The organism is Actinoplanes sp. URMC 104, from assembly GCF_051386375.1.
In the GTDB taxonomy this organism is placed as follows: domain Bacteria; phylum Actinomycetota; class Actinomycetes; order Mycobacteriales; family Micromonosporaceae; genus Actinoplanes.
Genome location: NZ_JBPQTO010000011.1, coordinates 2,488,667 through 2,510,090, shown reverse-complemented (window position 1 = coordinate 2,510,090; position 21,424 = coordinate 2,488,667). Strand labels below are relative to the sequence as shown.

The window sequence follows — 21,424 nt, the reverse complement described above, 5'->3', positions numbered from 1 at the left end:
CGGCGGGAGGCTCAGGCCAGGTCGGACGGGTTGGTGTTGGCTCCGCAGAGCAGCACGACGACGCGCTCGCCGGGGGACGGCTTGTAGGCGCCCGACGTGAGGGCGGCGTAGGCGGCGGCGGTGCCGTGTTCGACGGCCAGGCGGTAGTCGTCCCACAGCAAGCGGCGGGCGTCCACGATGGCCCGGTCGTCGATCAGGACCGACGGGGTGCCGGCGGCGGACGCCAGGTCGTACGCGATCCGGCCGGCCCGGCGGGCGCCCAGCGAGTCGGCGGCCACGCCGGCGACGGGGACGTCCACGGGGGCGCCGGCGCGCAGCGCCTCGTGCAGGGCGGCCGCGGTCGCCGGCTCGACGGCGACGACGCGGACGGCGGGGTGCAGGGCGGCGATCACGCCGGCGATCAACCCGCCGCCGCCCACCGCGACCAGCACGGTGTCGAAGCCGGCGGGGAGCTGGGTGAGCAGTTCGAGCCCGAGCGTGCCGTTGCCGGCCACCATGTCCGGGTCGTCGTAGGCGTGGCAGAACAGCGCGCCCGACGAGGTGGCGTGCACGACCGCGGCGGCGTAGGCCTCGGCGTACTCGGCGCCCACCTGGACCACGCGGGCGCCCAGCTTGCCGAGCTTGGCGACCTTCACGCGCGGGGCCGTCTCGGGGACGAAGACCTCGGCGGCCACGCCCAGCTCGCGGGCCGCGTACGCGGCGGCCAGGCCCGCGTTGCCGCCCGAGGCCGCGACGATGCCCGCGGCGGGCAGCTCGCCGGCGGCCAGGATCCGGTTGAGCATGCCGCGGGTCTTGAAGGAACCGGCGTGCTGGGTCTGCTCGAGCTTGAACCAGAGCCCGTCGCCGGCCGGCATCACCGGGGTGTGCCGCACGCGGCCCTCGATGCGCCGCGCCGCCGCGCGCACGTCGTCGATCGTGACTGTCACCGGCAGAACTCTAGGCGATGCTCCAGCTCACCCGCTGCGACGTCACGGGGGTGCGCTCGCCGACCAGCCGGGCCAGGTCGAGTAATCGGTTCGAGAAGCCCCACTCGTTGTCGAACCAGCCGCGCACCTTGACCCCGCCGTCGGCGGTCGTCTGCGTGCCCGACGGGTCGAACAGGCACGAGGCCGGGTTGTTCTTCACGTCGATCGACACCGTCGGATCCGGGTCGTACGCCAGCACCCGGCGCAGCGGCCCGGCAGCGGCCTCGGCCATGGCGCGGTTGACCTCCTCCACGCTGACCGGCCGGTCGGTCTGCCCGGACAGCTCGGCCAGCGAGCCGATCGGGGTCGGCACGCAGTAGTAGCTGTAGCGCATCTCGCCGATCTCGGGCAGCACCACGCGGACGAGGTCACCGACCACGTAGTTGTGCGGGATGATGCTCTCGCCGGTCGCCCGGCCCAGCCGCGGATCCTCCCGCGAGGTGCCGATCACCGAGTCCTGCGCCTTCTGCCAGCCCTGGGTCGCCAGCACCACGGACGTGTTCACGCCGCGCAACCCGAACCGGTCGAGGAGCACCTTGGCCATCACGGTGAGCGCGTTCACGCCGCACGACGCCGGCGACACCACGTCGTGCTGCGAGGGGTCGTACGTCTGGTGGTTCGCGCCGTAGACCAGGAAGGCGTCGGGCTCGTCGGCCGAGGCGCTGATCACGACCTTGCGCGCGCCGCCGTGGGTGATGTGGGTGCGGGCCAGCGTGCCGGCCCGGAACCGTCCGGTGGCCTCGATCACCACGTCGACCCCGGCGTCCGCCCAGGGGATCCGCTCGGGGCGCTCGTGGTGGAACGCGCGGATGGCGTGGTCGTTCACGACCAGGTGATCGGCGCGCGCCGTGACGGTGCCGGGAAATGCGCCGCGAATGCTGTCCCGCCGCAGCCCGTAGGCCATTTTCTCGGTCGAGGCAAGGTCATTCACGGCGGCAATGGATATGCCAGGATCCTTGCTTGCGGCGACTATCCGCGCGATGCTGCGGCCGATCCGACCGAATCCGTTGATGCCGATCGTGACGCTCATGGGAAGGCTCTCCTCGGCCGCTTTGTCAACGCTGTCTTTCTCAACGCTGTCGCTCGTGACCCCCGCGGTCCGGACACCCGGCGTCACACCTCCGACACTATGAGTCGTGCAACTTGCACGTCAACGCGCGCCGGTGCGTCCCACGTGAATGATCCACACCGGTCACTCGCATCCACCGCCGTCGTCGTGGGCATCGACCTGCCGATCCTCGCGGAATGACCGTTCCGGCCGGTTGCGCCATCTGGGTGAACGGTGCGTATTTCGGCCAGTCGATGGTCTTGGAAACAATTCAGCTGCCGGGAATTCAACCCGGACAGCCTCCCCACGATATTCCGCGAACGCTCACCGAGTGGCCGCTATCACCCGGGTGAGTGCGGTATGCAACGACTCGAGTTCGTCCAATGGCATACCCAATCGGGCCACGATCGCGGGCGGGATCTTCTCGGCCTCGGCACGCAGGTCGCGGCCCTTGGCGGTCAGGGTCACGGCAAGGCTGCGCTCGTCGGCGGGGTCGCGCTGGCGGTCGACGTACCCGATCGTCTCGAGCCTCTTGAGCAGCGGCGACAGGGTGCCCGGGTCGAGCTGCAGCAGCCGGCTGAGGTCGCGCACCGACAGCGGCGCGTGCTGCCACAGCGCCAGCATCACCAGGTATTGCGGATGGGTCAGGCCCATCGGCTCGAGCAGCGGCCGGTAGAGCCCGACCACGCTGCGCGAGGCCACCGAGAGCGCGAAGCACACCTGGCGCTCCAGCTCGAGAGGATCGTTCGCCACCACTCAAGCGTAGCGATCAGTTTGTGCGCCAACGATTCAGCAGTCCGATGCCCGTGAGCAGGGCCAACAGGATCCCGGTGAACCACAGCATCGAGGTGATCGGGCTCACGTGCCGGCTGGCCACGCCGAGGCCGAGCACCGGGACGACCAGCCCCAGATAGGCGACGAGGAACAGCCCGGCCAGGCTCTCGCCGCGCCGGTGGCCGGGGGCGTTGGCCGCGACGGTGCCGACCGCCGACTTGAACAGGATGCCGGCGCCGGCGCCCGCGATCGCGCCGCCGGCGAGGAACACCGGCAGCGACGCGACGACCATGCCGGTGGCCAGCACGATCAGCCCAGCGGCCAGCGCGAGCAGCCCGGCGAGGAAGCGGCCGCGCACGGTGAATCGCCCGCCGGCTGCCTGGGCGGCGGCGCCCGCGCCGAAGACCACGAACACGGTCACGCCGGCGATCAGGCGGCCCGGGTGGTGCAGGGTGCCCGCCACGAAGCTCGGCGCCAGCGAGGTGAACAGCCCGAACACGGCGAACGCGGCGAACGACGAGACGGCCGCGACGATCACGGCGACCCGGTCCCGGCCGGCGATCCGTACGCCCTGGGGCCGGTACTTCGGCCGGACGGCGGGCGCGACCACCGTCTCGGGTGCGGCCGCGACGGCGACGACGCCGAGAAGCAGCAGAACCAGGAAGACGACGTACGGCGTACGCAGCGGAGACGCTACGAACTGCGCGAGCGCCCCCGCGATCAGCGTGCCCGCTCCGAGCCCACCCAGGTTGGCGGCCGACGACACCACCTCGAACCGCGTGCTGGTCGCCCCGGGGCGGTGCGCCCGGTGCAGCTCCAGCAGGTACGCCGTGACGGTCGCGGTCAGCATGCCGACGCCCAGCCCGGTCAGGAACCGCGCGGCGATCAGCCCCGGCACCGCCGTCCCGGTGAGGAACAGCACGTCGGCGAGGATCTCCAGGCCGAGCGCGGACAGCAGCACGCGGCGCCGGCCGGCCCAGTCCGAGACGTGCCCGGCGAGCAGCAGGCTGGCGATCACGCCGACCGCGTAGACCGCGAACACGACCGTCACGGTGAGCGCCGAGAACCCGTCCGCGCGCTGGTAGAGCGGGTAGAGCGGGGTCGGCACCGTCGAGAAGGCGAGCGCGACGAGGTAGACGGCGGCGATGAGCCAGAAGCCGCGGCCATGGGGCCGGGAGCCCTCGCGGGTCTGCGCGGGCCGGGGGCGGGTCAGAACGGTCATGGTCTTCAGGGTCCGCCGCGACGTGCATCTCGTCCAACGATGATTGCTGCTGAGTACAATCACGAACCGTGCTGGAACTGCGCCACTTCGAGTACTTCGTCGCCGTCGCCGAGGAACGCAACTTCACCCGCGCCGCCGCCCGCCTGCACGTCGTGCAGTCGGGCGTCTCGGCGGTCATCAAGGCCATGGAGCGCGAGCTGGGCGCCCGGCTGCTCGACCGCACGTCCAAGCGGGTGGAGCTGACCGACGCGGGCGAGGCGCTGCTCCCGCGCGCCCGGGCCGTGCTCGATGCCGTACGGGACGCCGGCGACGCGGTGGACGAGGTGCGCGGCGGCCTGCGCGGCACGGTCCGCGTCGGCACGCTGACCTCGATCCCGCTGATCGACGTGCCGGCGCTGCTGGGCGCGTTCCACCGGGACCACCCGCACGTCGCGCTGCGGCTCACGGTCTCGCCGCGCGGCTCCGACGGGCTGCTCGACGGGCTCGCCGACGGCACGCTCGACCTGGCCGTCGTCTCCGCACCGGGCCGTCCGCCCGCCGGGGTGCGCGTGCGGCAGGTCGACTCGCGCCCGCTCGAGCTGGTGCTGCCCGCGGAGCACCGGCTGGCCGGCGCCGCCGAGGTGCGGATCGCGGACCTGGCGGGGGAGGCGTTCGTCGACTTCCCGCTCGGCTACGGCAACCGGACCGTGGTCGACCGGGCGTTCGCCGACGCCGGGGTGCAGCGGCACGTCGCCATCGAGGTCACCGACATCGCGAGCGGGGCGAAGTTCGTACGGGAGGGTCTGGGGGTGGCCATTCTGCCGTTGTTCGTGGTCCCCGACCGAGCCGGGCTGGTGATCAGGCACGTGACCGGCGCCGACCTGGAGTGGCCGCTGGGCATCGCCGTGTCGTCGGTGCGCACGCCCAGCGCCGCCGCCCGGGCCCTTCTCGCCCTCATCGACGAGAAGGTCGGTTAGCCCGAAACGGTCTCATGATTGCGTTTCGTCCGGAAAGCTCTGGGAGGAAGCGTCAGGCCGAAGAGGGGGAGCGGCGGTGGCAGAGCAACAACCGGCCGAGTCGGTGCTGCAGTTCCGGCGGTTCGCGATGGCCGTCTGCGTGATCGGGGTGGTCGTGCAGCTCGGTCTCACCGCGTACTACCTGGGCATGGGCCACAAGGCGCAGCCGCACCACGTGCCGGTCGGGCTGGTGTCGCCGGCCGTCGAGCGTGCCGAGGTGGCCGCCCTGCTCACCGAGCGCGGCTACTTCCGGGTCACCGACTACGCCACGTCCGACGACCTGCAGATCGCGATCAAACGACGGGACGTGTACGGGGGCGTCGACATCACCGGCGCGCAGCCGCACCTCTACACCGCCTCCGCGGCCGGCCCCTCCGCCGCGAACCTGCTGCGCACCACGTTCACCTCGGTCGTGCAGCAGCAGACCGCCGCCACCCTCGCCTCGCTGGCCAGGCAGGGCAGCCGCATCACCGTCGCGCGGGCGCAGCAGCTCAACACGCCGCCGCCGATCACCGACGTGGTGCCGCTGCCCGACGACGACGTCAACGGCGTCTCGCTGGGCTTCCTCACCCAGGCGCTAGCGCTCGGCGGCACGGTGGCGTCGATGGGCCTGGGCCGGTTGATCCCGCGGACCAGGCGGTCGTGGCGGCGCGGCATCGCGCACGTCAGCACGCTGGTCCTCTACGCCGTCGCCTCGGCCGCCGTCGTGCTCTGGTCGATGACCTGGTTCGGCGTGGGGGTCACCGCCGACCGCGGCGAGATGCTCGCGATCTTCTCGCTGATCTCGCTCGCCATCACGGCCTCGACGGCCGGCGCGGTCGCGATCTTCGGGCCGCCCGGCGCGCTGATCGGCGCCATGTACTTCACGCTCGGCACGGTGATCTCGGGCGCCAGCATCCTGCCCGAGTTCCTGCCCCCGTTCGGCCGCTACCTCGGCGTCAACCTGCCGACCGGCGCCGGCGTGCAGGCGGTGCGCGACAACCTGTACTTCCCCGCCGCCGAGATCCGCAGCCACCTGATCGTGCTCGGGCTCTACGCCGGCGTCGGGGTGATCGTCGTGCTGGTCACCAACATGCTGCCCAACCGCCGGAACCGGACCTCCGAGGTCGAGCTCGACCTGGCGCACCGGCTCGAGGGCGCCGAGCGACGCGAGCCCGTGAAAATCTGATCCCGCGGGCCCGGCCTGCCGATCACCAGGGCATGCCCGTACGCACCCGCGTCCCCGTCCCGCTGCGCTTCGACGACGGCTACGCCACCACCGCCGAGGTGATCACGTTCGACGGCCTGGCCGACGGCAAGGAGCACCTCGCGCTGCGCCTCGGCACGCCCGGCGACGTGCCGCTCGTACGCCTGCACTCGGAGTGCCTGACCGGGGACGTGTTCGGGTCGCAGCGCTGCGACTGCGGCCCGCAGCTGCGCGAGGCCACCGAGGCGATCGCCGCGGCCGGCGGCTACCTGCTCTACCTGCGCCAGGAGGGCCGCGGCATCGGGCTGTACGCCAAGCTCGACGCGTACGCCCTGCAGGACGGCGGCCTCGACACCTACCAGGCCAACCGGGCGCTCGGGCACCGCGACGACGAACGCGACTACACGGCCGCGGCGCAGATGCTCGCCGACCTGGGCGCGCCGACCGTCGACCTGCTCACCAACAACCCGGACAAGCCGGCCCAGCTGCGGCGGCACCGGATCGCCGTACGGGAGATCCGGCCCACCGGCGTGCACGCGTCCGCGGCCAACCTGCGCTACCTGCGCGCCAAGATCACCCACACCCGGCACACGATCGCGCTCTGAAATCCGCCACCCCGCCCTCAGGTTTCCGCGGCGGCGGGCGAACAGGAGGTCGTGGGGATCGAGAGGGTGAACTCGCGGATCGCGGACATCCAGAGCCGCATGATCGCGCTGCAGACGCAACAGGCCGGCCGCAACGTGCAGGCCCAGTCGACCAAGTCGGCGTCCGGAGCCGAGGGCGGCACCTTCGCCAGCTATCTGGAGAACGCGGTCGCCCAGGAGCCCGCGGCGAAGAAGTCGTACACGCTCAACGGCAAGGGCATCCCCACCGACCTGGCCGCGTACGGCAACGGCAAGATCCCCGCGAGCGCGCTCGAGCGCGTCGGCGACACCCGGCACAAGCTGTGGGCGCCTGCCGCGGAGTCGCTCAACCGCATGATCAAGGACGCCAAGCGGGAGGGCGTCGACATCGGCATCACCGACTCGTACCGGCCGTACGAGGAGCAGGTCGACCTGGCCCGGCGCAAGGGGCTCTACTCGCAGGGCGGGCTGGCGGCCAAGCCCGGCACCAGCGAGCACGGCTGGGGCATGGCCGCCGACCTCGACCTCAATCCCAAGGCGCTCTCGTGGATGCGCCAGAACGCCGAGAAGTACGGCTTCGAGGAGAACGTGCCGCGCGAGTCGTGGCACTGGGCGTTCAAGCCGGCGTGATCACACGCGGGCGATCAGCTCGCCGTGCAGCAGCGACATCCAGCCGTCCGGATGGGTGGCCCAGCTGCGCCAGCCCTCCGACAGGCGCAGCAGGTCGTCGCGGGTGGCGGCGCCCGTACGCTCGGCGGTCGCGGCCATTTCTGATTTGAGCACCCGGTCGGCCCACATGCCGCCCCACCACTCGCGGTCGGCCGGCGTGGCGAAGCACCAGGTGCTCGACGTGGCGGTCACGTCGGTGAGGCCGGCCGCGTGCGCCCACGCCAGCAGGTGCCGGGCGGCGTCCGGCTCGCCGCCGTTGCCCCGCGCCACCCGCTCGTAGAGGCCGAGCCACTCGTCGAGCTCGGGCAGCCGCGGATACCAAGCGAAGGCCGCGTAGTCGCTGTCGCGGACGGCGATCACGCCGCCCGGCTTTGTGACCCGGCGCATCTCGCGCAGCGCGGCCACCGGGTCGCCGAGGTGCTGCAGCACCTGGTGGGCGTGCACGACGTCGAACGTGTCGTCGGCGAACTCGAGCCGGTGCACGTCGCCGACCGCGAAGTCGACGTTGGTCAGACCGCGCCGGGCGATCTCGGCCCGCGCGAGGTTCAGCGCGTCCTCGGTCACCTCCAGGGCGGTGACCCGGGCGGGTGTGACGAGGCTCGCGAAGTCGGCGGTGATGGTGCCGGGCCCGCATCCGATGTCGAGGACCGCGACACCGGAGGAAAGATGCGGCAGCAGGTACGCGGCCGAATTCTCTGCGGTGCGCCAGCGGTGTGAGCGCAAGACCGATTCATGATGACCGTGGGTGTACGTCGCCATGGTCTGGACCGTACGCCCGCTGTCCTCATATGTGGGACAAGAATCCCGCATGTTGAGAGCGTCGGGGGTAAGTGATTTCTTCCTGCGCTGTTCAAGCCGTACTTTTGTTTGCCATGAGGATCGGCATCGTCGGCGCGACGGGACAGGTGGGCAGCGTCATGCGGCGCATCCTGGCCGAACGCGCCTTTCCCGTTGAGCAGCTCCGTCTCTTCGCCTCTGCGCGCAGCGCCGGCCGCACCCTGCCGTGGGGTGACGGCGAGGTGACCGTCGAGGACGCGTCGGCCGCCGACTACAGCGGACTCGACATCGTCCTGTTCTCGGCCGGCAAGGGCAGCTCCAAGGAGCTGGCCCCGCGCGTCGCCGAGGCCGGCGCCGTGGTCATCGACAACTCGTCGGCCTGGCGCATGGACCCCGAGGTGCCGCTGGTCGTCAGCGAGGTCAACCCCGGCGCGGCCCGCAACCGCCCCAAGGGCATCATCGCCAACCCCAACTGCACCACGATGGCCGCGATGCCGGTCCTGCGCCCGCTGCACGACGAGGCCGGGCTGGTCGCGATGGTGGCCACCACCTACCAGGCCGTCTCCGGCGCCGGGCTGGCCGGCGTGAGCGAGCTCGACGAGCAGGTGAAGAAGGTCGCCGACCGCGCCACCGAGCTCACCCACGACGGCTCGGCCGTCGAGTTCCCGGCCCCGCGCTCGTTCGCCAAGCCGATCGCCTTCAACGTGCTGCCGCTGGCCGGCTCCATCGTCGACGACGGCCGCGACGAGACCGACGAGGAGCAGAAGCTCCGCAACGAGAGCCGCAAGATCCTCGACATCCCGTCGCTGCTGGTCTCCGGCACCTGCGTACGGGTTCCCGTCTTCACCGGCCACTCGCTGCAGATCAACGCCCGCTTCGCCCGGCCGATCTCGCCGGCCCGCGCGCGGGAGCTGCTCACCGGGGCGCCCGGGGTCGAGCTCTCCGACGTGCCCACGCCGCTCGAGGCCGCCGGCCGCGACCCGTCGTACGTGGGTCGCATCCGCGCGGACGAGACGGTGGAGAACGGGCTGGCGCTCTTCGTCTCGAACGACAACCTGCGCAAGGGGGCGGCGCTGAACGCCGTCCAGGTCGCCGAGCTGGTCGCCGACGAGCTGCGCTGATTTCCCGCCGCTCAACCCGGAATGCCGGGTCCGCCGTAGATCATCACCGCCCCGGTCGTCAGGCCGGGGCGGTTTTTGTGGTCCTCGCCTCAACCTCCACTGTGGAAAATCGGGACTTTTTGCCCGAATCGGTGGCGGATGGTCGGTTTGAGGTGCAGAGTGATTGCATGAGCGACAGTGGGCCCGGCGAAGGCGGCTACTTCTGGTGCCTCCGCCACCATCGGGTGGAGACCGGCGACGACGTTTGTCCCGCTCAATACCGCCTAGGCCCCTACGCCACGGCCGACGAAGCTTCGCGAGCCCTCGAGACGGTCGAGAAGCGCAACGCCGAGTGGGAGGCCGAGGACGCCCGCTGGAACGGGGAGGTCAGCTGACGCCGGCGCCGGCCCTTCCGGTTCGCGCCGAACCCATCGCTTCTCATCGCACCTGATCGTTCTTGATCGGTGCGGTTCCGCAGTCTCGAAAGCTTGCAGTTCCGCATTGCCGCAGTCTCGCTGTCTCCGCGCGGAGACGAGCCCGCAGTCATTCGCGCAGTCATTCGCAAGGAGGAACACCCAGATGGCCGCTGCCAAAAAGGCCCAGAGTCTTGCCACCCGAGCGGACAAAAAACGCTTATCGGGTACGCCGGAGCGCGAGCCCGCGACGTCGCGAACCGCCACGGCCCGCGGAGCCGGCGCCGCCAACGCCGGCCGGGCCGCCGGCGCGGGCCGGGGAGCGGGCGCGAGCCGGGGAGTGGGCGCGGTGGCCGCGCGGAGCACGACCGGTGGCGCGTCGGCGAAGACGGTGACCGCAAAGGCGACTGCGAAGACGGTGGCCGCGAAGTCGGCCGCGACCGGCAGGACGGTGGCCGCAAAGCCCGCCGCGGCTGCGACCGGCAAGACGGTGGCGACGAAGCCTGCCGCGGCTGCGACCGGCAAGACGGTGGCGACGAAGTCCGCGACGGCGAAGGCGGCAACCGCCAAGACGGCGACCGCGACGGCCAAAACCGTCACCGCGAAGGCTGGGACGGCCAAGACGCGGGCAGCGAAGACGGCGGCCACCAAGCCTGCGACTGCTGCGACTGCGAAGACGGCGGCCACCAAGCCTGCGACTGCTGCGGCTGCGGCGAGTGCTGCGGCTGCGAAGACGGCGGCTGCCAAGGGTGGGACGGCGTCGGGCGCGAAGGTGGCGGCCAAGAAGGTGGCGACGGCCGGGGGCAAGACGGTGGTCAAGCCGGCGGGTGTGCGGGCTTCGGGGACGAAGGGCGCCGGGCCGGTGGGGAAGTCCACGGTGGGGCGTGGTGGGGCCAAGGGCGGGCTCGGTACTGCGGTGCGGGAAGCGGCTGCGGGAGCGAGTGTGCGGCCGGGTAGCGCCAAGGGTGGCGGGCGACGGCCGGTCACGCCGCGGCGGACTGCTGCGGCTCTGTCGCCGCAGCCGAGCATGACGACGGCGACGATCGACGACGAGCCGGCGATGGACGAAGCGACCGGCTTCGGGATCGCTCCGGCGAAGGGGACCGGCGCCAAGCGGAACGGTGCAAGCACGGCGAGCAAGTCGGCTGCGGGGGCTTCGGCCGGCCGCGCCGGCGCCACCAGGACGGCGGCTACCAAGGCGGGGGCGATGACGACAGCGAGCAAGACGACCGCGGCCAAGGCGGCGAAGGGCACGCCGGCGGCCAAGAGCACGGCGGCGGCGAAGACAGCGGCGGCAGCGACGAAGGCTACGGCGGCTGCTAACAAGGCAGCGGCCGCTGCGAGCAATGCGACGGCGGCGACCAAGGCGACAGCGGCCACCAAGGCGACAGCCACCAAGGCGACGGCGGCCACCAAGGCGACAGCCACCAAGGCGACGGCGGCCACCAAGGCGACCAAGGCGACGGCGGCCGCGAACAAGGCGGCCGCGGCTGCTGCCAAGGCGGCCGGTGCGAACTCCGCCGCGAGCAAGGCGACGGCGGCCAAGAAGGCGGCGGCGGGTCGGAGCGGGGCTGTGATGGGCGGGGCCGTGGCCAAGGCGGCTGCGGCGTCCAAGGCGGCTGGGGCCGGCACCGCGGCGGGGCGGAAGGCTGCGGCTTCGGCGAACAAGGCGGCGGCCTCCAGTGCCAAGGCGGGGTTCAACCGGAGCGCCACGGCCTCGGCGAACCGGGCCGCGGCCGGCTCGGCCGACGCGGTCGCGAACCGCAGCACCACGGTCACGGCGAACAAGGCTGCAGCGACCGCCGCCCGCGGAGCCAAGGCGACCGCGGCAGCGAAGAGGGCGACGGCCACCAAGGCCACCGCCGCCAAGAACGCCCCCGCCGCCAAGGCAGCGGCCACCAAGGCGACCGCGACCAAGGCGACGGCTACCAAGGCGACCGCGACCAAGGCGACGGCTATCAAGGCGACCGCGACCAAGGCGACTGCCACCAAGGCGACCGCGACCAAGACGACCGCAACCAAGGCGGCCGCGGCGACTAAGGCGGCTGCGGCTAAGGCGACTGCCACCAAGGCGACCGCCACCAAGGCGGCCACGGCGACCAAGGCGCCGGCAGCCAAGGCGACGGCGGCGAGGGCGAATGCCACCAAGGCAGCCGCGGCCACCAAGGCGACGGCGACCAAGGCGACGGCGTCCAGGGCCACGGGCACCAAGGCCACCGCGGCTAAGGCGACGGCTACCAAGGCCACGGCGGCGAGGGCGACTGCTACGAAGGCGGCCACCAAGGCAGCTGCGGCCAAGGCCACGGGCACCAGGGCCACGGCGAGCAAGGCCGCCCCGGCCAAGTCGACCGCTGGCAAGAACGCGACGGCGACAAAGACCGCGGCCAAGAGCACGGCGGCCAAGGCGACGACGGCGGCCAGGAAGGCTGCCACCGCGGTCAAGGCGACGGCCAAGAAGGCGGCGAGCAGGGCGACCCCGGCGGCCGACACGGTGGCGAAGAAGGCGGCCGGCAGGGCCACCCCGGCGGCCGACACGGTGGCCAAAAAGGCGCCGGCCAAGAAGACCACGGCCCCGAAGTCGCTCGGGCGTACGGCGGTCGAGGCAATGCCGGCAGCCCCGGTGGGCAGCCGGGCCGGCGTCGCGAAGGTGGCGGGGCTCAGCCCGGTGGTCGCGCGGGGCGGCAACAAGCCCGCGGCCACGCCGACGCCGAAGCGCAGCGCCGCCAACGAGGCCGGCGCGAACCGCAGCCAGGCGGCGCGGTCGGCCAACACGCCGCGGAGCGGGTCGACGGCCAAGAACTCGTCGACCAACGCGGCGCGCGTCTCCAAGGCCGCCACCGCGGCGGCGGCCCGGCGGGCCGCGCTCGGCAACACGCCGGCCGCGGACATGATGGACGCGCCGGCGGCCACGGCCCGCAAGTCGGCGGGGCGTAAGGCAGCACGCTGAAACAAACCAGCACCGTGAGGGCCGCGCCGCCATGGCGCGGCCCTCGCCGTACGCGGAACTGGTAGGAATGACTGCGTGCCGATCAGACGGGTGCGGGCGCCCCACATCGACTTCGCCGCTCTGCGCCGGGAGCTCGACCTCCCGCAGGAGTTCCCCGCCGACGCGCTCGCCGAGGCCGAGGCCGCCGCGGCCGCGCCTCCTCCGCCGGCCGCGGACCGCACCGACGTGCCGTTCGTGACGATCGACCCTGCCACGTCGCGGGACCTCGACCAGGCCATGCACCTGAGCCGGCTGCCCGGCGGCGGGTTCCGGGTGCTCTACGCGATCGCGGACGTCGCCTCCTACGTACGCCCGGAGGGTCCGCTCGAGGCCGAGACGTGGAAGCGCGGGCAGACCGTCTACCTGCCCGACGGCCGGGTCCCGCTGCATCCGCCCGTGCTCAGCGAGGACGCGGTCAGCCTGTTCCCCGACGTCGACCGCTCGGCCGTGGTGTGGACGATCGACCTGGACGCCGACGGCGCGACCACCTCGACCGCGCTGGAGCGGGCCCGGGTGCGCAGCCGCGCCAAGCTCGACTACGAGTCCGTGCAGCGGCAGGTCGACGCGGGCACGGCGCCCGAGCCGCTCGCGTTGCTGCCCGAGCTGGGCACGCTGCTCGCCGCGCGGGCGGCCGGGCGCGGCGCGGTGAACCTGCCGCTGCCCGAGCAGGAGGTCGAGCAAACTGCCGGCGGCTGGCGGCTGGTGCTGCGGGCACCGCTGCCGATCGAGGAGCACAACGCGCAGATCTCGCTGCTCACCGGCATGGCCGCGGCCGAGCTGATGCTGCGCGGCGGGGTGGGCCTGCTGCGGACGATGCCCGCGCCCAAACCGGACGCGGTCGCAAAGCTGCAGGCCGCCGCGAAGTCGCTGGGGGTGTTGTGGCCGGCCGGCGCCGAGGTGGGCACGGTCGTCGCCTCGGTGGACCCGTCGAGCCCGCGGGGGGCGGCGTTCCTCGACCAGGCCGCCGACCTGCTGCGCGGCGCCGCGTACACGCCGTTCGACGGGACGCCGCCCGAGCAGACCGGGCACGGCGGGGTCGGGGCGCCGTACGCGCACGTCACCGCCCCGCTGCGCCGGCTGGCCGACCGCTACGCCACCGAGGTCTGCCTGGCGATCGCCGCGGGCGAGCCGATCCCGGAGTGGGCGCGCGCGGCGCTGCCCCGGCTGCCCAAGGTGATGGCCGACTCCGACCGGCTGGCCGGCGCCGCCAACCGGGGCGCGATCGACCTGGCCGAGGCCGTGCTGCTGCAGGGCCGGGTGGGCGAGCTGTTCGAGGCGGGCGTGCTCGACCTGGACGAGCCGTCGAAGAAGCGCCCGCCCGCCGGCACGGTCGCGATCGACGAGCCGGCGGTGCGGGCGCGGTGCCTGGGTTCGCTGTCCCTGGGCGTACGGATCCGGGCGCGCCTCACGGTGGCCGACCCGGCGACCCGCAAGGTGCAGTTCGAACAGGCCTAGAACGTGTGCTCGGCCGCCGGGAACTCGCCGCCGCGCACCTCGGCCGCGAACTGGCGGGTCGCCTCGGACAGCGCGCCCGCGAGGTCGGCGTACTGCTTGACGAAGCGCGGCGTGCGGCCGGTGCGCAGGCCGGCCATGTCCTGCCAGACGAGCACCTGGGCGTCGGTGTCGGGGCCGGCGCCGATGCCCACCGTGGGGATGGCGAGTTCCTTGGTGATGGTCTTGGCGACGTCGCCGGGCACCATCTCGAGCACCACGGCGAACGCGCCCGCCTCGGCGACGGCGCGGGCGTCGGCGAGCACCTCGGCGCCCTCGTTCTCGCGGCCCTGCACCCGGTAGCCGCCGATGGTGTGCTCGCTCTGCGGCGTGAAGCCGACGTGGCCCATCACCGGGATGCCGGCGCCGGTGAGCGCCTCGATCTGGGCGGCGACGCGGCGACCGCCCTCGAGCTTGACGGCGTGCGCGCCGCCCTCCTTCATGAACCGCACGGCGGTGCGCAGGGCCTGCGTGGGGCCCTCCTCGTAGCTGCCGAACGGCAGGTCGGCGACGATCAGCGAGGTCGTGGTCGCGCGGACGACGGCGCGGACCAGCGGCAGCAGCTCGTCGACGGTGACCGGCAGGGTGGTCTCGTAGCCGAACACGTTGTTCGCGGCCGAGTCGCCGACCAGCAGCACGGGCACGCCGTTGCGGTCGAAGATCGAGGCCGTGTACTGGTCGTAGGAGGTGAGCATCGGCCAGCGGTCGCCGCGGGTCTTGGCGGCGAGCAGGTCGCGCGTGCGTACCCGGCGGGTGGGCGGGCCACCGTACAGGGTGGGGATCTCCGTCATCGTGCTCTCCTTAATCCCTCGAGGCCGCTCGGGTGCGGTCCCCGGGTCCGGAGGAAAATCGTCCCACTCCGGGCAGGGGCGCGGTCAGGGGTCAGTGGAGGTTGTCACAACGCCGTTTATGCTCACCCGGGGCGTCGTGGCGGGAGCCTGCCAGCGTAATGTCGGCGTAACCAGGTCAGGGAAGACTGGCTCGTCAGGGCATCACTACGAGGGGTGAACGTGGACCGACAGCAGGAGTTCGTGCTTCGTACGCTCGAGGAGCGCGACATCCGTTTTGTCCGGCTCTGGTTCACCGATGTGCTCGGCACGCTCAAGAGCGTGTCGGTCGCCCCGGCCGAGCTCGAGTCCGCCTTCGAGGAGGGCATCGGCATCGACGGCTCGGCCATCGAGGGCTTCGCCCGGGTGTACGAGTCGGACATGGTCGCCATGCCCGACCCGACCACGTTCCAGGTGTTCCCGTTCGAGGGCGGCGCCAGCGGCGAGAGCGCGCGCATGTTCTGCGACATCCTGCTGCCCGACGGCAGCGCCGCCTGGGCCGACCCGCGGCACGTGCTGCGCCGCGCGCTGGCCAAGGCCGCCGAGAAGGGCTTCACCTTCTACACCCACCCCGAGGTCGAGTTCTTCCTGCTGCAGGACGGCCCGCTCGACGGCTCGGTGCCCGTGCCGGTCGACACCGGCGGCTACTTCGACCACACCACCCACTCGGTGGCGCGCGACTTCCGCCGGCAGGCCGTGCTCGCGCTCGAGCGCATCGGCATCTCCGTGGAGTTCAGCCACCACGAGGTCGCCCCCGGCCAGCAGGAGATCGACCTGCGGTACGCGGACGCGCTGACCACGGCCGACAACATCATGACCTTCCGCCACGTGGTGAAGGAGGTCGCGCTGTCGCAGGGCGTGCGCGCCACGTTCATGCCCAAGCCGTACACCGACCAGCCCGGCAGCGGCATGCACACGCACCTGTCGCTGTTCGAGGGCGAGCGCAACGCGTTCTACGACGGCGACGACCCGGCCAAGCTGTCCAAGACCGCGCGCGCGTTCATCGCCGGCCTGCTGGTGCACGCCCGGGAGTACACCGCGGTCACCAACCAGTACGTGAACTCGTACAAGCGCCTCTTCCCGCTCCAGCTGCCCAACACGATCACCGAGTCGCCGGCGTTCGTGAGCTGGGGCCACCTCAACCGCTCCGCACTGGTGCGGGTGCCCGCGTTCGGCAAGCCCAACTCGGCCCGCGTCGAGGTCCGCTCGATCGACTCCGCCACGAACCCCTACCTCGCCTTCGCGGTCATGCTGGGCGCCGGCCTCAAGGGCATCGAGGAGGGGTACGAGCTGCCGCCGGGCGCCGAGGACGACGTGTGGTCGCTGTCCCCGGCCGAGCGCAAGGCCGCCGGCTACGAGGCGCTGCCCGAGAACCTGTCCGAGGCCATCGACGTGATGAGCAAGTCCGAGCTGGTGGCCGAGGTGCTCGGCGAGCACGTGTTCGACTTCTTCCTGCGCAACAAGTCGGCCGAGTGGGAGGAGTACCGCCGCGAGGTGACTCCCTATGAGCGGCAGCGTTATCTGGGCGCGCTGTAAAGACGTAGACCTTGTCTTGTACGGTCACTCCTGACGTCGCGTGACAAGGGAGAGGCCGTGCTGGAAGATCTGCTCGAGGGTGCTGGGCGCAGCATCGTATTCGGAATCGTCGGCATCGGGTTGATGGCCGTCGGTTACGTGCTCGTCGACCTGCTCACGCCGGGCAAGCTGCGCGATCTGATCTTCGTGGAGCGCAACCAGAACGCGTCGCTGCTGCTGGCCTCCAACCAGCTCGGCATCGCCGCGATCGTGTTCACCGCGATCTTCACCTCGTACGACTCGTTCGGCCAGGGCCTGGCCTCGACGGTGCTGTTCGGCATCATCGGCATCGCGATCATGGGCCTGGCGTTCATGGTGCTCGACTGGATGACCCCCGGCAAGCTCGGCGAGGTCATCTGCACGCCCGAGCGCCACGGCGGCGCGCTGGTCAGCGCGGCCTCCCACTTCGGCGCCGCGCTGATCGTCTGCGCCTGCATCTCCTGAGCAGTCCGTGAGGGACTAGCCTCGTGGGCGTGGCGACTGCACTTGTCATCGAGAACGATCCGACCGACGACCCGCGCCGGCTGGGGGAGTGGCTGACCGAGGCGGGGCTGGAGCTCACCGTGCTGCGGCCGCACGCCGGCGACGAGCTGCCCGAGACGCTTGACGACTACCTCGCGCTCGTCGTGATGGGCGGCGACCAGAGCGCCTATCCGGACGCCGACGGTGTGCCCGGCGCCCCGTGGTTCCCGGCGCTCGAGGGGCTGCTGCGCAAGGCCGTACGCCACCGCGTGCCCACGCTCGGCGTCTGCCTCGGCGGCCAGCTGCTCGCGAGCGCGCACGGCGGCCTGGTCGAGCGCAGCACCAGCGGCCCCGAGGTCGGCCCCGGCCTGGTCGGCAAGCGCGACGCCGCCGACACCGACCCGCTGTTCAAGTGGGTGCCGCTGCTGCCCGACGTGATCCAGTGGCACCGCGACGAGATCACCGAGCTGCCGCTCAAGGCGGTGCTGCTCGCCGCGTCCAGCCGCTACCCCAACCAGGCGTTCCGGCTCGGCGACCGGGCGTGGGGCGTGCAGTTCCACGTCGAGTGCGACGTCGCCATGATCGAGCAGTGGGCGGCGAGCGACCGCGCCACCATCGACGAGCTCGGCTACGACACCGAGGCCGTCGTCTACGCCACCGCCGAGATCCTGGCCGATGTCGAGGAGGTGTGGCAGCCGTTCGCGGCCCGGTTCGCGTCGCTGGCGCTGGGCACCCTGCCCGACGCCGACATCCCCGACGCGGGCACCGGCCGCACGCTTCCGCTGCTGGGGCAGTGAGGTGACCAGGCCCAGCCGGCTCGCCCGCTACGGCTTCGCCGACAACGGCGCCCGCGTGTCCGACCTGCTCGGCCCGACCGGGCTGCGGCTGTGGGACGTCGAGGTGCAGGCGCCGCGCGACGGCGACGCCGCCGAGCTGCTGACCTCGCTGTCGCGCGCCGCCGACCCCAACCTGGCGCTGCGGCAGCTGCACCGGCTGGTCGACGCCGCCGGCCGGGCCGCCGCCCGCGGCAACGGCGCCCGCGCCACCGGCCCGAGCGGCGAGATCGACACCAACGAGGCGACCGACGAGCTGCTCGGCGCGCTGGCGCGCGACGCCGGGCTGCGCCGCCGGCTGGTCGCCGTGCTGGGGGCCTCCTCGGCGCTCGGCGACCACCTGGTCGCCAACCCCGGTGACTGGCGGGTGCTGGCCACCGGCAAGACGGGCCTGCCGCCCAGCGCCGAGGGCCACCTCGAGGTGGAGGGCGACGAGCCGAGCGTGCCCGCGTTGCGCCGGGCGTACCGCATCGCGCTGCTGCGCATCGCCGCGGCCGACCTGACCGGCGGGCGCGGGCTCGAACCGACCATGGCCGCGCTGTCCCGCCTGGCCGACGAGACGCTCGCGGCCGCGTACGCGATCGCCGTCGCCGGTCTCACCCCGGGGACCGCCGAGCCCGGCCTCGCCGTCGTCGCGATGGGCAAGTGCGGCGGCAACGAGCTCAACTACGTCTCCGACGTGGACGTCATCTTCGTCGCCGACACCGACGAGGACCTGACCGCGGGCACGATCGTCGCGGCCCGGATCATCGAGATCTGCGGCATGGTGGCGTGGCAGGTCGACGCGGCGCTGCGCCCCGAGGGCAGCCGCGGGCCGCTGGTCCGCACGCTCGCCAGCCACCAGGCGTACTACCGCCGCTGGGCCCGCACGTGGGAGTTCCAGGCGCTGCTCAAGGCCCGCCCGGCCGCCGGCGACCTCGCGCTGGGGCGGCGCTGGATCGACGACCTGGCGCCGCTGGTGTGGCACGCGGCCGAGCGGCCCGAGGCGGTCGCCGACGTCCGCGACATGCGCCGCAAGATCATCGAGAACGTGCCGCCCGACCTGGTCGACCGCGAGATCAAGCGCGGCCCGGGCGGGCTGCGCGACATCGAGTTCGCCGTTCAGCTGCTGCAGCTGGTGCACGGCCGCATCGACGAGACGCTGCGCGAGCCGGGCACCATCCCGGCGCTGCGCGCGCTGGTCGCCGGCGGCTACGTGGGCCGTCAGGACGGCGAGACCCTGCTGCGCGGCTACCGCTTCCTGCGCAGCGTGGAGCACCGCCTGCAGTTGCAGCAGCTGAAGCGTACGCACACGGTCCCCGACGACCCCGCCGCGCAGCGCTGGCTCGCCGCCGCGCTCGGCTACACCGCCACCCCCGGCCGCGACGCCGTCGGGGCGTTCCGTTCCGACTGGGTGGGCCACGCCGCCCAGGTCCGCCGCCTGCACGTCAAGCTGCTCTACCAGCCGCTGCTCGAGGCGGTCGCCCGGGTGCCCGCCGAGGCGCTGCGGATGACCACCGAGTCGGCCGGCCGGCGCCTCGAGGTGCTCGGCTTCGCCGACCCGGCCGGGGCGCTGCGCCACCTGCAGGCCCTCACCGGCGGCGTCACCCGCACCTCGGCGATCCAGCGCACGCTGCTGCCGATGCTGCTGCAGGAGTTCGCCGACGCGCCCGAGCCCGACCGCGGCCTGCTCAACTACCGCCACGTCTCGGACAAGCTGGGCAGCACGCCGTGGTACCTGCGCCTGCTGCGCGACGGCGGCCCGGTCGCCCGCCGGCTGGCCCGCGTGATCAGCCTCAGCCGGTACGCGACCGACCTGCTCACCCGCGACCCCGAGGCGCTGCGCCTGCTCGCCGACGACGCCGAGCTGCTGCCACGCTCGCGCGAGTCGCTGATCGACGGGTTCGCGGCCGCCGCCGACCGGTACGCCGACGACCCCGCCCAGGCGATCGCCGCGGTCCGCGCCCGGCGCCGTCGCGAGCTGTTCCGCCTGGCCTGCGCCGACATCCTCAGCCGGGCCGGCGAGCTGGCCCCCGCGCAGCCGCTGGACGTCGACGCGATCGGCATCGCGCTGTCCGACGTCACCGACGCCACGCTCAACGCCGCGCTGGCCGTCGCGCGCCGCGCCCGTCCCGGCCCCGACGGCCTGCGCTTCGCGATCATCGGCATGGGCCGGCTCGGCGGGTACGAGATGAGCTACCCGTCCGACGCCGACGTGCTGTTCGTCTACGAGCCGGCCCCCGACGACCCCGAGAAGTCGTCCGCGTCGGCCGCCCTGGCGATCGCCGAGGAGCTGCGGCGCGCGCTGGGCGCACCGGCGCCCGACCCGGCCCTGGGCATCGACGCCGACCTGCGCCCCGAGGGCCGCCAGGGTCCGCTGGTCCGCAGCCTGGCCGCCTACCAGCAGTACTACGCCCGCTGGTCGCGGGTCTGGGAGGCGCAGGCGCTGCTGCGGGCCCGCTTCGTGTGCGGCGACGCCGAGCTGGGCGGCCGGTTCGAGGAGCTCATCGGCAGGATCCGCTACCCCGAGGGCGGCCTCACCCGCGAGCAGGTCGTCGAGATCCGGCGCATCAAGGCCCGGGTCGAGGTCGAACGGCTGCCGCGCAACGCCGACCCGCACACCCACACCAAGCTGGGCCGGGGCGGCCTGTCGGACGTCGAGTGGGCGATCCAGCTGGTGCAGCTGCGGCATGCGTACGCCGTCGAGGGCCTGCGCAAGACGCGGACGCTCGAGGCCCTGGACGCCGCGGTCGACGCCAAGCTGATCGACAAGGTGGACGCCGCGGCGATGACGGCCGGGTGGACGCTCGCGGCTCAGGTGCGCAACGCGCTGACGCTCGTACGCGGCCGCCCGACCGACCAGCTGCCGCGCCACGGGGTCGAGCTCGCCGGCGCCGTGCAGCTGCTGGGCGGCGGCGACCCGGGCGAGTTCGTCGACCGCTACCTGCGGCTGACCCGCCGCTCCCGGGCCGCGATGGAGCGGGTGCTGGAGTCATAAAGAGCCGCTGGGGTGGGTATGTCTCGCTCATACCCTTAGGGAGGCTCGAGATGTTGTTCAACCTGTTGAGGCGCTACGCGATCATGGCCGTAGCCGTTCCGCTCGCGGCAGCGGGGGCCCGCAAGCTCAGCGAGCGGATCGAGGCCAAGCGCGGCCCCAGCCGCGGCACCCGGGTGCTTCGGCAGGGCGCCGACTTCCTCTCCGGCCTGCGCGGCCAGAAGCAGAAGAAGCGGCGCCGTTTCGCCTGGTGACGACGCTGTCTCAGGCCTGGCGGATCTTGTCGGCGGCGGCGAGCAGAACCTCGGTCGGAATCTCGACGAGGTGCTCGCCGTCGGGCACCTGCACGCCGGCGCTGTCGCCGGTCACCACATAGCCCTGCACGACGACCGTCTCCCGATCGGTGCTGTAGACGGTCGGGCAGCTGCCGCCGGCGCACGCGGCGGCGAGGATCCCGGTGACGGCGGTCTCGTTAGTCGTCATACCTTTCACGGTACGGACGGG

Annotated in this window: 20 protein-coding genes; 12 read left to right on the top strand and 8 right to left on the bottom strand. The window is 72.8% G+C overall.

Annotated features, from left to right (window positions below; genetic code table 11):
- Nucleotides 1–11 precede the first annotated feature (11 nt).
- The 4 genes from ACSNN8_RS37390 to ACSNN8_RS37375 all read right to left on the bottom strand — a co-directional run bounded on the left by ACSNN8_RS37390 (nucleotide 12) and on the right by ACSNN8_RS37375 (nucleotide 4,009).
- Nucleotides 12–926 carry a threonine/serine dehydratase gene (locus ACSNN8_RS37390; RefSeq protein WP_436654896.1) on the bottom strand — a complete coding sequence of 305 codons (915 nt, stop codon included), beginning with the start codon at nucleotides 924–926 and terminating at the stop codon, nucleotides 12–14.
- Nucleotides 927–936: 10 nt separating this feature from the next.
- Complete coding sequence (locus tag ACSNN8_RS37385) at nucleotides 937–1,995, bottom strand: type I glyceraldehyde-3-phosphate dehydrogenase (protein WP_436654895.1); 1,059 nt, start codon at nucleotides 1,993–1,995, stop codon at nucleotides 937–939.
- Nucleotides 1,996–2,337: 342 nt separating this feature from the next.
- Complete coding sequence (locus ACSNN8_RS37380; protein WP_436654894.1) at nucleotides 2,338–2,766, bottom strand: MarR family winged helix-turn-helix transcriptional regulator; 429 nt, start codon at nucleotides 2,764–2,766, stop codon at nucleotides 2,338–2,340.
- A gap of 16 nt (nucleotides 2,767–2,782) precedes the next feature.
- Nucleotides 2,783–4,009, bottom strand: a complete 1,227-nt coding sequence (locus tag ACSNN8_RS37375; protein ID WP_436654893.1) for an MFS transporter — start codon at nucleotides 4,007–4,009, stop codon at nucleotides 2,783–2,785.
- Between the two features lie 68 nt (nucleotides 4,010–4,077).
- On the opposite strand from ACSNN8_RS37375, the gene ACSNN8_RS37370 reads away from it, so the two are divergent.
- The 4 genes from ACSNN8_RS37370 (at nucleotide 4,078) to ACSNN8_RS37355 (ending at nucleotide 7,443) form a co-directional block, all read left to right on the top strand.
- On the top strand, nucleotides 4,078–4,965 hold the full coding sequence (locus ACSNN8_RS37370) for a LysR family transcriptional regulator (RefSeq protein WP_436654892.1): 888 nt from the start codon (nucleotides 4,078–4,080) through the stop codon (nucleotides 4,963–4,965).
- 76 nt (nucleotides 4,966–5,041) lie between these two features.
- On the top strand, nucleotides 5,042–6,172 hold the full coding sequence (locus ACSNN8_RS37365; RefSeq protein WP_436654891.1) for a hypothetical protein: 1,131 nt from the start codon (nucleotides 5,042–5,044) through the stop codon (nucleotides 6,170–6,172).
- A gap of 32 nt (nucleotides 6,173–6,204) precedes the next feature.
- Complete coding sequence (locus tag ACSNN8_RS37360) at nucleotides 6,205–6,795, top strand: GTP cyclohydrolase II (RefSeq protein WP_436654890.1); 591 nt, start codon at nucleotides 6,205–6,207, stop codon at nucleotides 6,793–6,795.
- A 51-nt stretch (nucleotides 6,796–6,846) separates the two neighbouring features.
- Nucleotides 6,847–7,443, top strand: coding sequence for a M15 family metallopeptidase (locus ACSNN8_RS37355; RefSeq protein WP_436654889.1), 597 nt, complete (start codon nucleotides 6,847–6,849; stop codon nucleotides 7,441–7,443).
- On the opposite strand, the gene ACSNN8_RS37350 is transcribed toward ACSNN8_RS37355, so the two are convergent.
- Nucleotides 7,444–8,241, bottom strand: coding sequence for a class I SAM-dependent methyltransferase (locus tag ACSNN8_RS37350; RefSeq protein WP_436654888.1), 798 nt, complete (start codon nucleotides 8,239–8,241; stop codon nucleotides 7,444–7,446).
- A 113-nt stretch (nucleotides 8,242–8,354) separates the two neighbouring features.
- Between ACSNN8_RS37350 and ACSNN8_RS37345 the strand changes: the two genes are divergently transcribed.
- Entirely contained in the window at nucleotides 8,355–9,380 is a 1,026-nt protein-coding gene (locus tag ACSNN8_RS37345) for an aspartate-semialdehyde dehydrogenase (RefSeq protein WP_436654887.1), read from the top strand.
- Between the two features lie 263 nt (nucleotides 9,381–9,643).
- Here ACSNN8_RS37345 and ACSNN8_RS37340 read toward each other — a convergent pair whose 3' ends face one another.
- A complete protein-coding gene (locus ACSNN8_RS37340) occupies nucleotides 9,644–12,340 on the bottom strand; it encodes a hypothetical protein (RefSeq protein WP_436654886.1) in 2,697 nt (898 codons plus the stop codon).
- Between the two features lie 37 nt (nucleotides 12,341–12,377).
- Here ACSNN8_RS37340 and ACSNN8_RS37335 point away from each other — a divergent pair, with 37 nt between their 5' ends.
- Both ACSNN8_RS37335 and ACSNN8_RS37330 read left to right on the top strand, forming a co-directional pair.
- Nucleotides 12,378–12,719: a hypothetical protein gene (locus ACSNN8_RS37335; RefSeq protein WP_436654885.1), complete on the top strand. Its 342-nt coding sequence runs from the start codon at nucleotides 12,378–12,380 to the stop codon at nucleotides 12,717–12,719.
- Nucleotides 12,720–12,794: 75 nt separating this feature from the next.
- Nucleotides 12,795–14,213 carry an RNB domain-containing ribonuclease gene (locus tag ACSNN8_RS37330; protein ID WP_436654884.1) on the top strand — a complete coding sequence of 473 codons (1,419 nt, stop codon included), beginning with the start codon at nucleotides 12,795–12,797 and terminating at the stop codon, nucleotides 14,211–14,213.
- Here ACSNN8_RS37330 and panB read toward each other — a convergent pair.
- Nucleotides 14,210–15,040 (bottom strand): 3-methyl-2-oxobutanoate hydroxymethyltransferase, encoded by an 831-nt coding sequence (gene panB / locus ACSNN8_RS37325; RefSeq protein ID WP_436654883.1) that lies wholly within the window; start codon nucleotides 15,038–15,040, stop codon nucleotides 14,210–14,212. The genes ACSNN8_RS37330 and panB overlap by 4 nt on opposite strands.
- A gap of 219 nt (nucleotides 15,041–15,259) precedes the next feature.
- Between panB and ACSNN8_RS37320 the strand changes: the two genes are divergently transcribed.
- Genes ACSNN8_RS37320 through ACSNN8_RS37300 form a run of 5 tightly spaced genes read left to right on the top strand, consistent with a single transcriptional unit; the run spans nucleotide 15,260 to nucleotide 21,174 of the window.
- A complete protein-coding gene (locus ACSNN8_RS37320) occupies nucleotides 15,260–16,612 on the top strand; it encodes a glutamine synthetase family protein (RefSeq protein WP_436654882.1) in 1,353 nt (450 codons plus the stop codon).
- 57 nt (nucleotides 16,613–16,669) lie between these two features.
- Nucleotides 16,670–17,095: a DUF350 domain-containing protein gene (locus tag ACSNN8_RS37315; protein WP_436654881.1), complete on the top strand. Its 426-nt coding sequence runs from the start codon at nucleotides 16,670–16,672 to the stop codon at nucleotides 17,093–17,095.
- A 29-nt stretch (nucleotides 17,096–17,124) separates the two neighbouring features.
- Nucleotides 17,125–17,910 carry a type 1 glutamine amidotransferase gene (locus ACSNN8_RS37310; protein ID WP_436654880.1) on the top strand — a complete coding sequence of 262 codons (786 nt, stop codon included), beginning with the start codon at nucleotides 17,125–17,127 and terminating at the stop codon, nucleotides 17,908–17,910.
- Between the two features lies 1 nt (nucleotide 17,911).
- Entirely contained in the window at nucleotides 17,912–20,923 is a 3,012-nt protein-coding gene (locus tag ACSNN8_RS37305) for a bifunctional [glutamine synthetase] adenylyltransferase/[glutamine synthetase]-adenylyl-L-tyrosine phosphorylase (RefSeq protein ID WP_436654879.1), read from the top strand.
- Between the two features lie 50 nt (nucleotides 20,924–20,973).
- The gene (locus ACSNN8_RS37300) at nucleotides 20,974–21,174 is read left to right on the top strand and encodes a hypothetical protein (RefSeq protein ID WP_436654878.1); all 201 of its coding nucleotides are present in this window, start codon (nucleotides 20,974–20,976) and stop codon (nucleotides 21,172–21,174) included.
- 10 nt (nucleotides 21,175–21,184) lie between these two features.
- Here ACSNN8_RS37300 and ACSNN8_RS37295 read toward each other — a convergent pair whose 3' ends face one another.
- The gene (locus ACSNN8_RS37295) at nucleotides 21,185–21,403 is read right to left on the bottom strand and encodes a hypothetical protein (protein ID WP_436654877.1); all 219 of its coding nucleotides are present in this window, start codon (nucleotides 21,401–21,403) and stop codon (nucleotides 21,185–21,187) included.
- Nucleotides 21,404–21,424 lie beyond the last annotated feature (21 nt).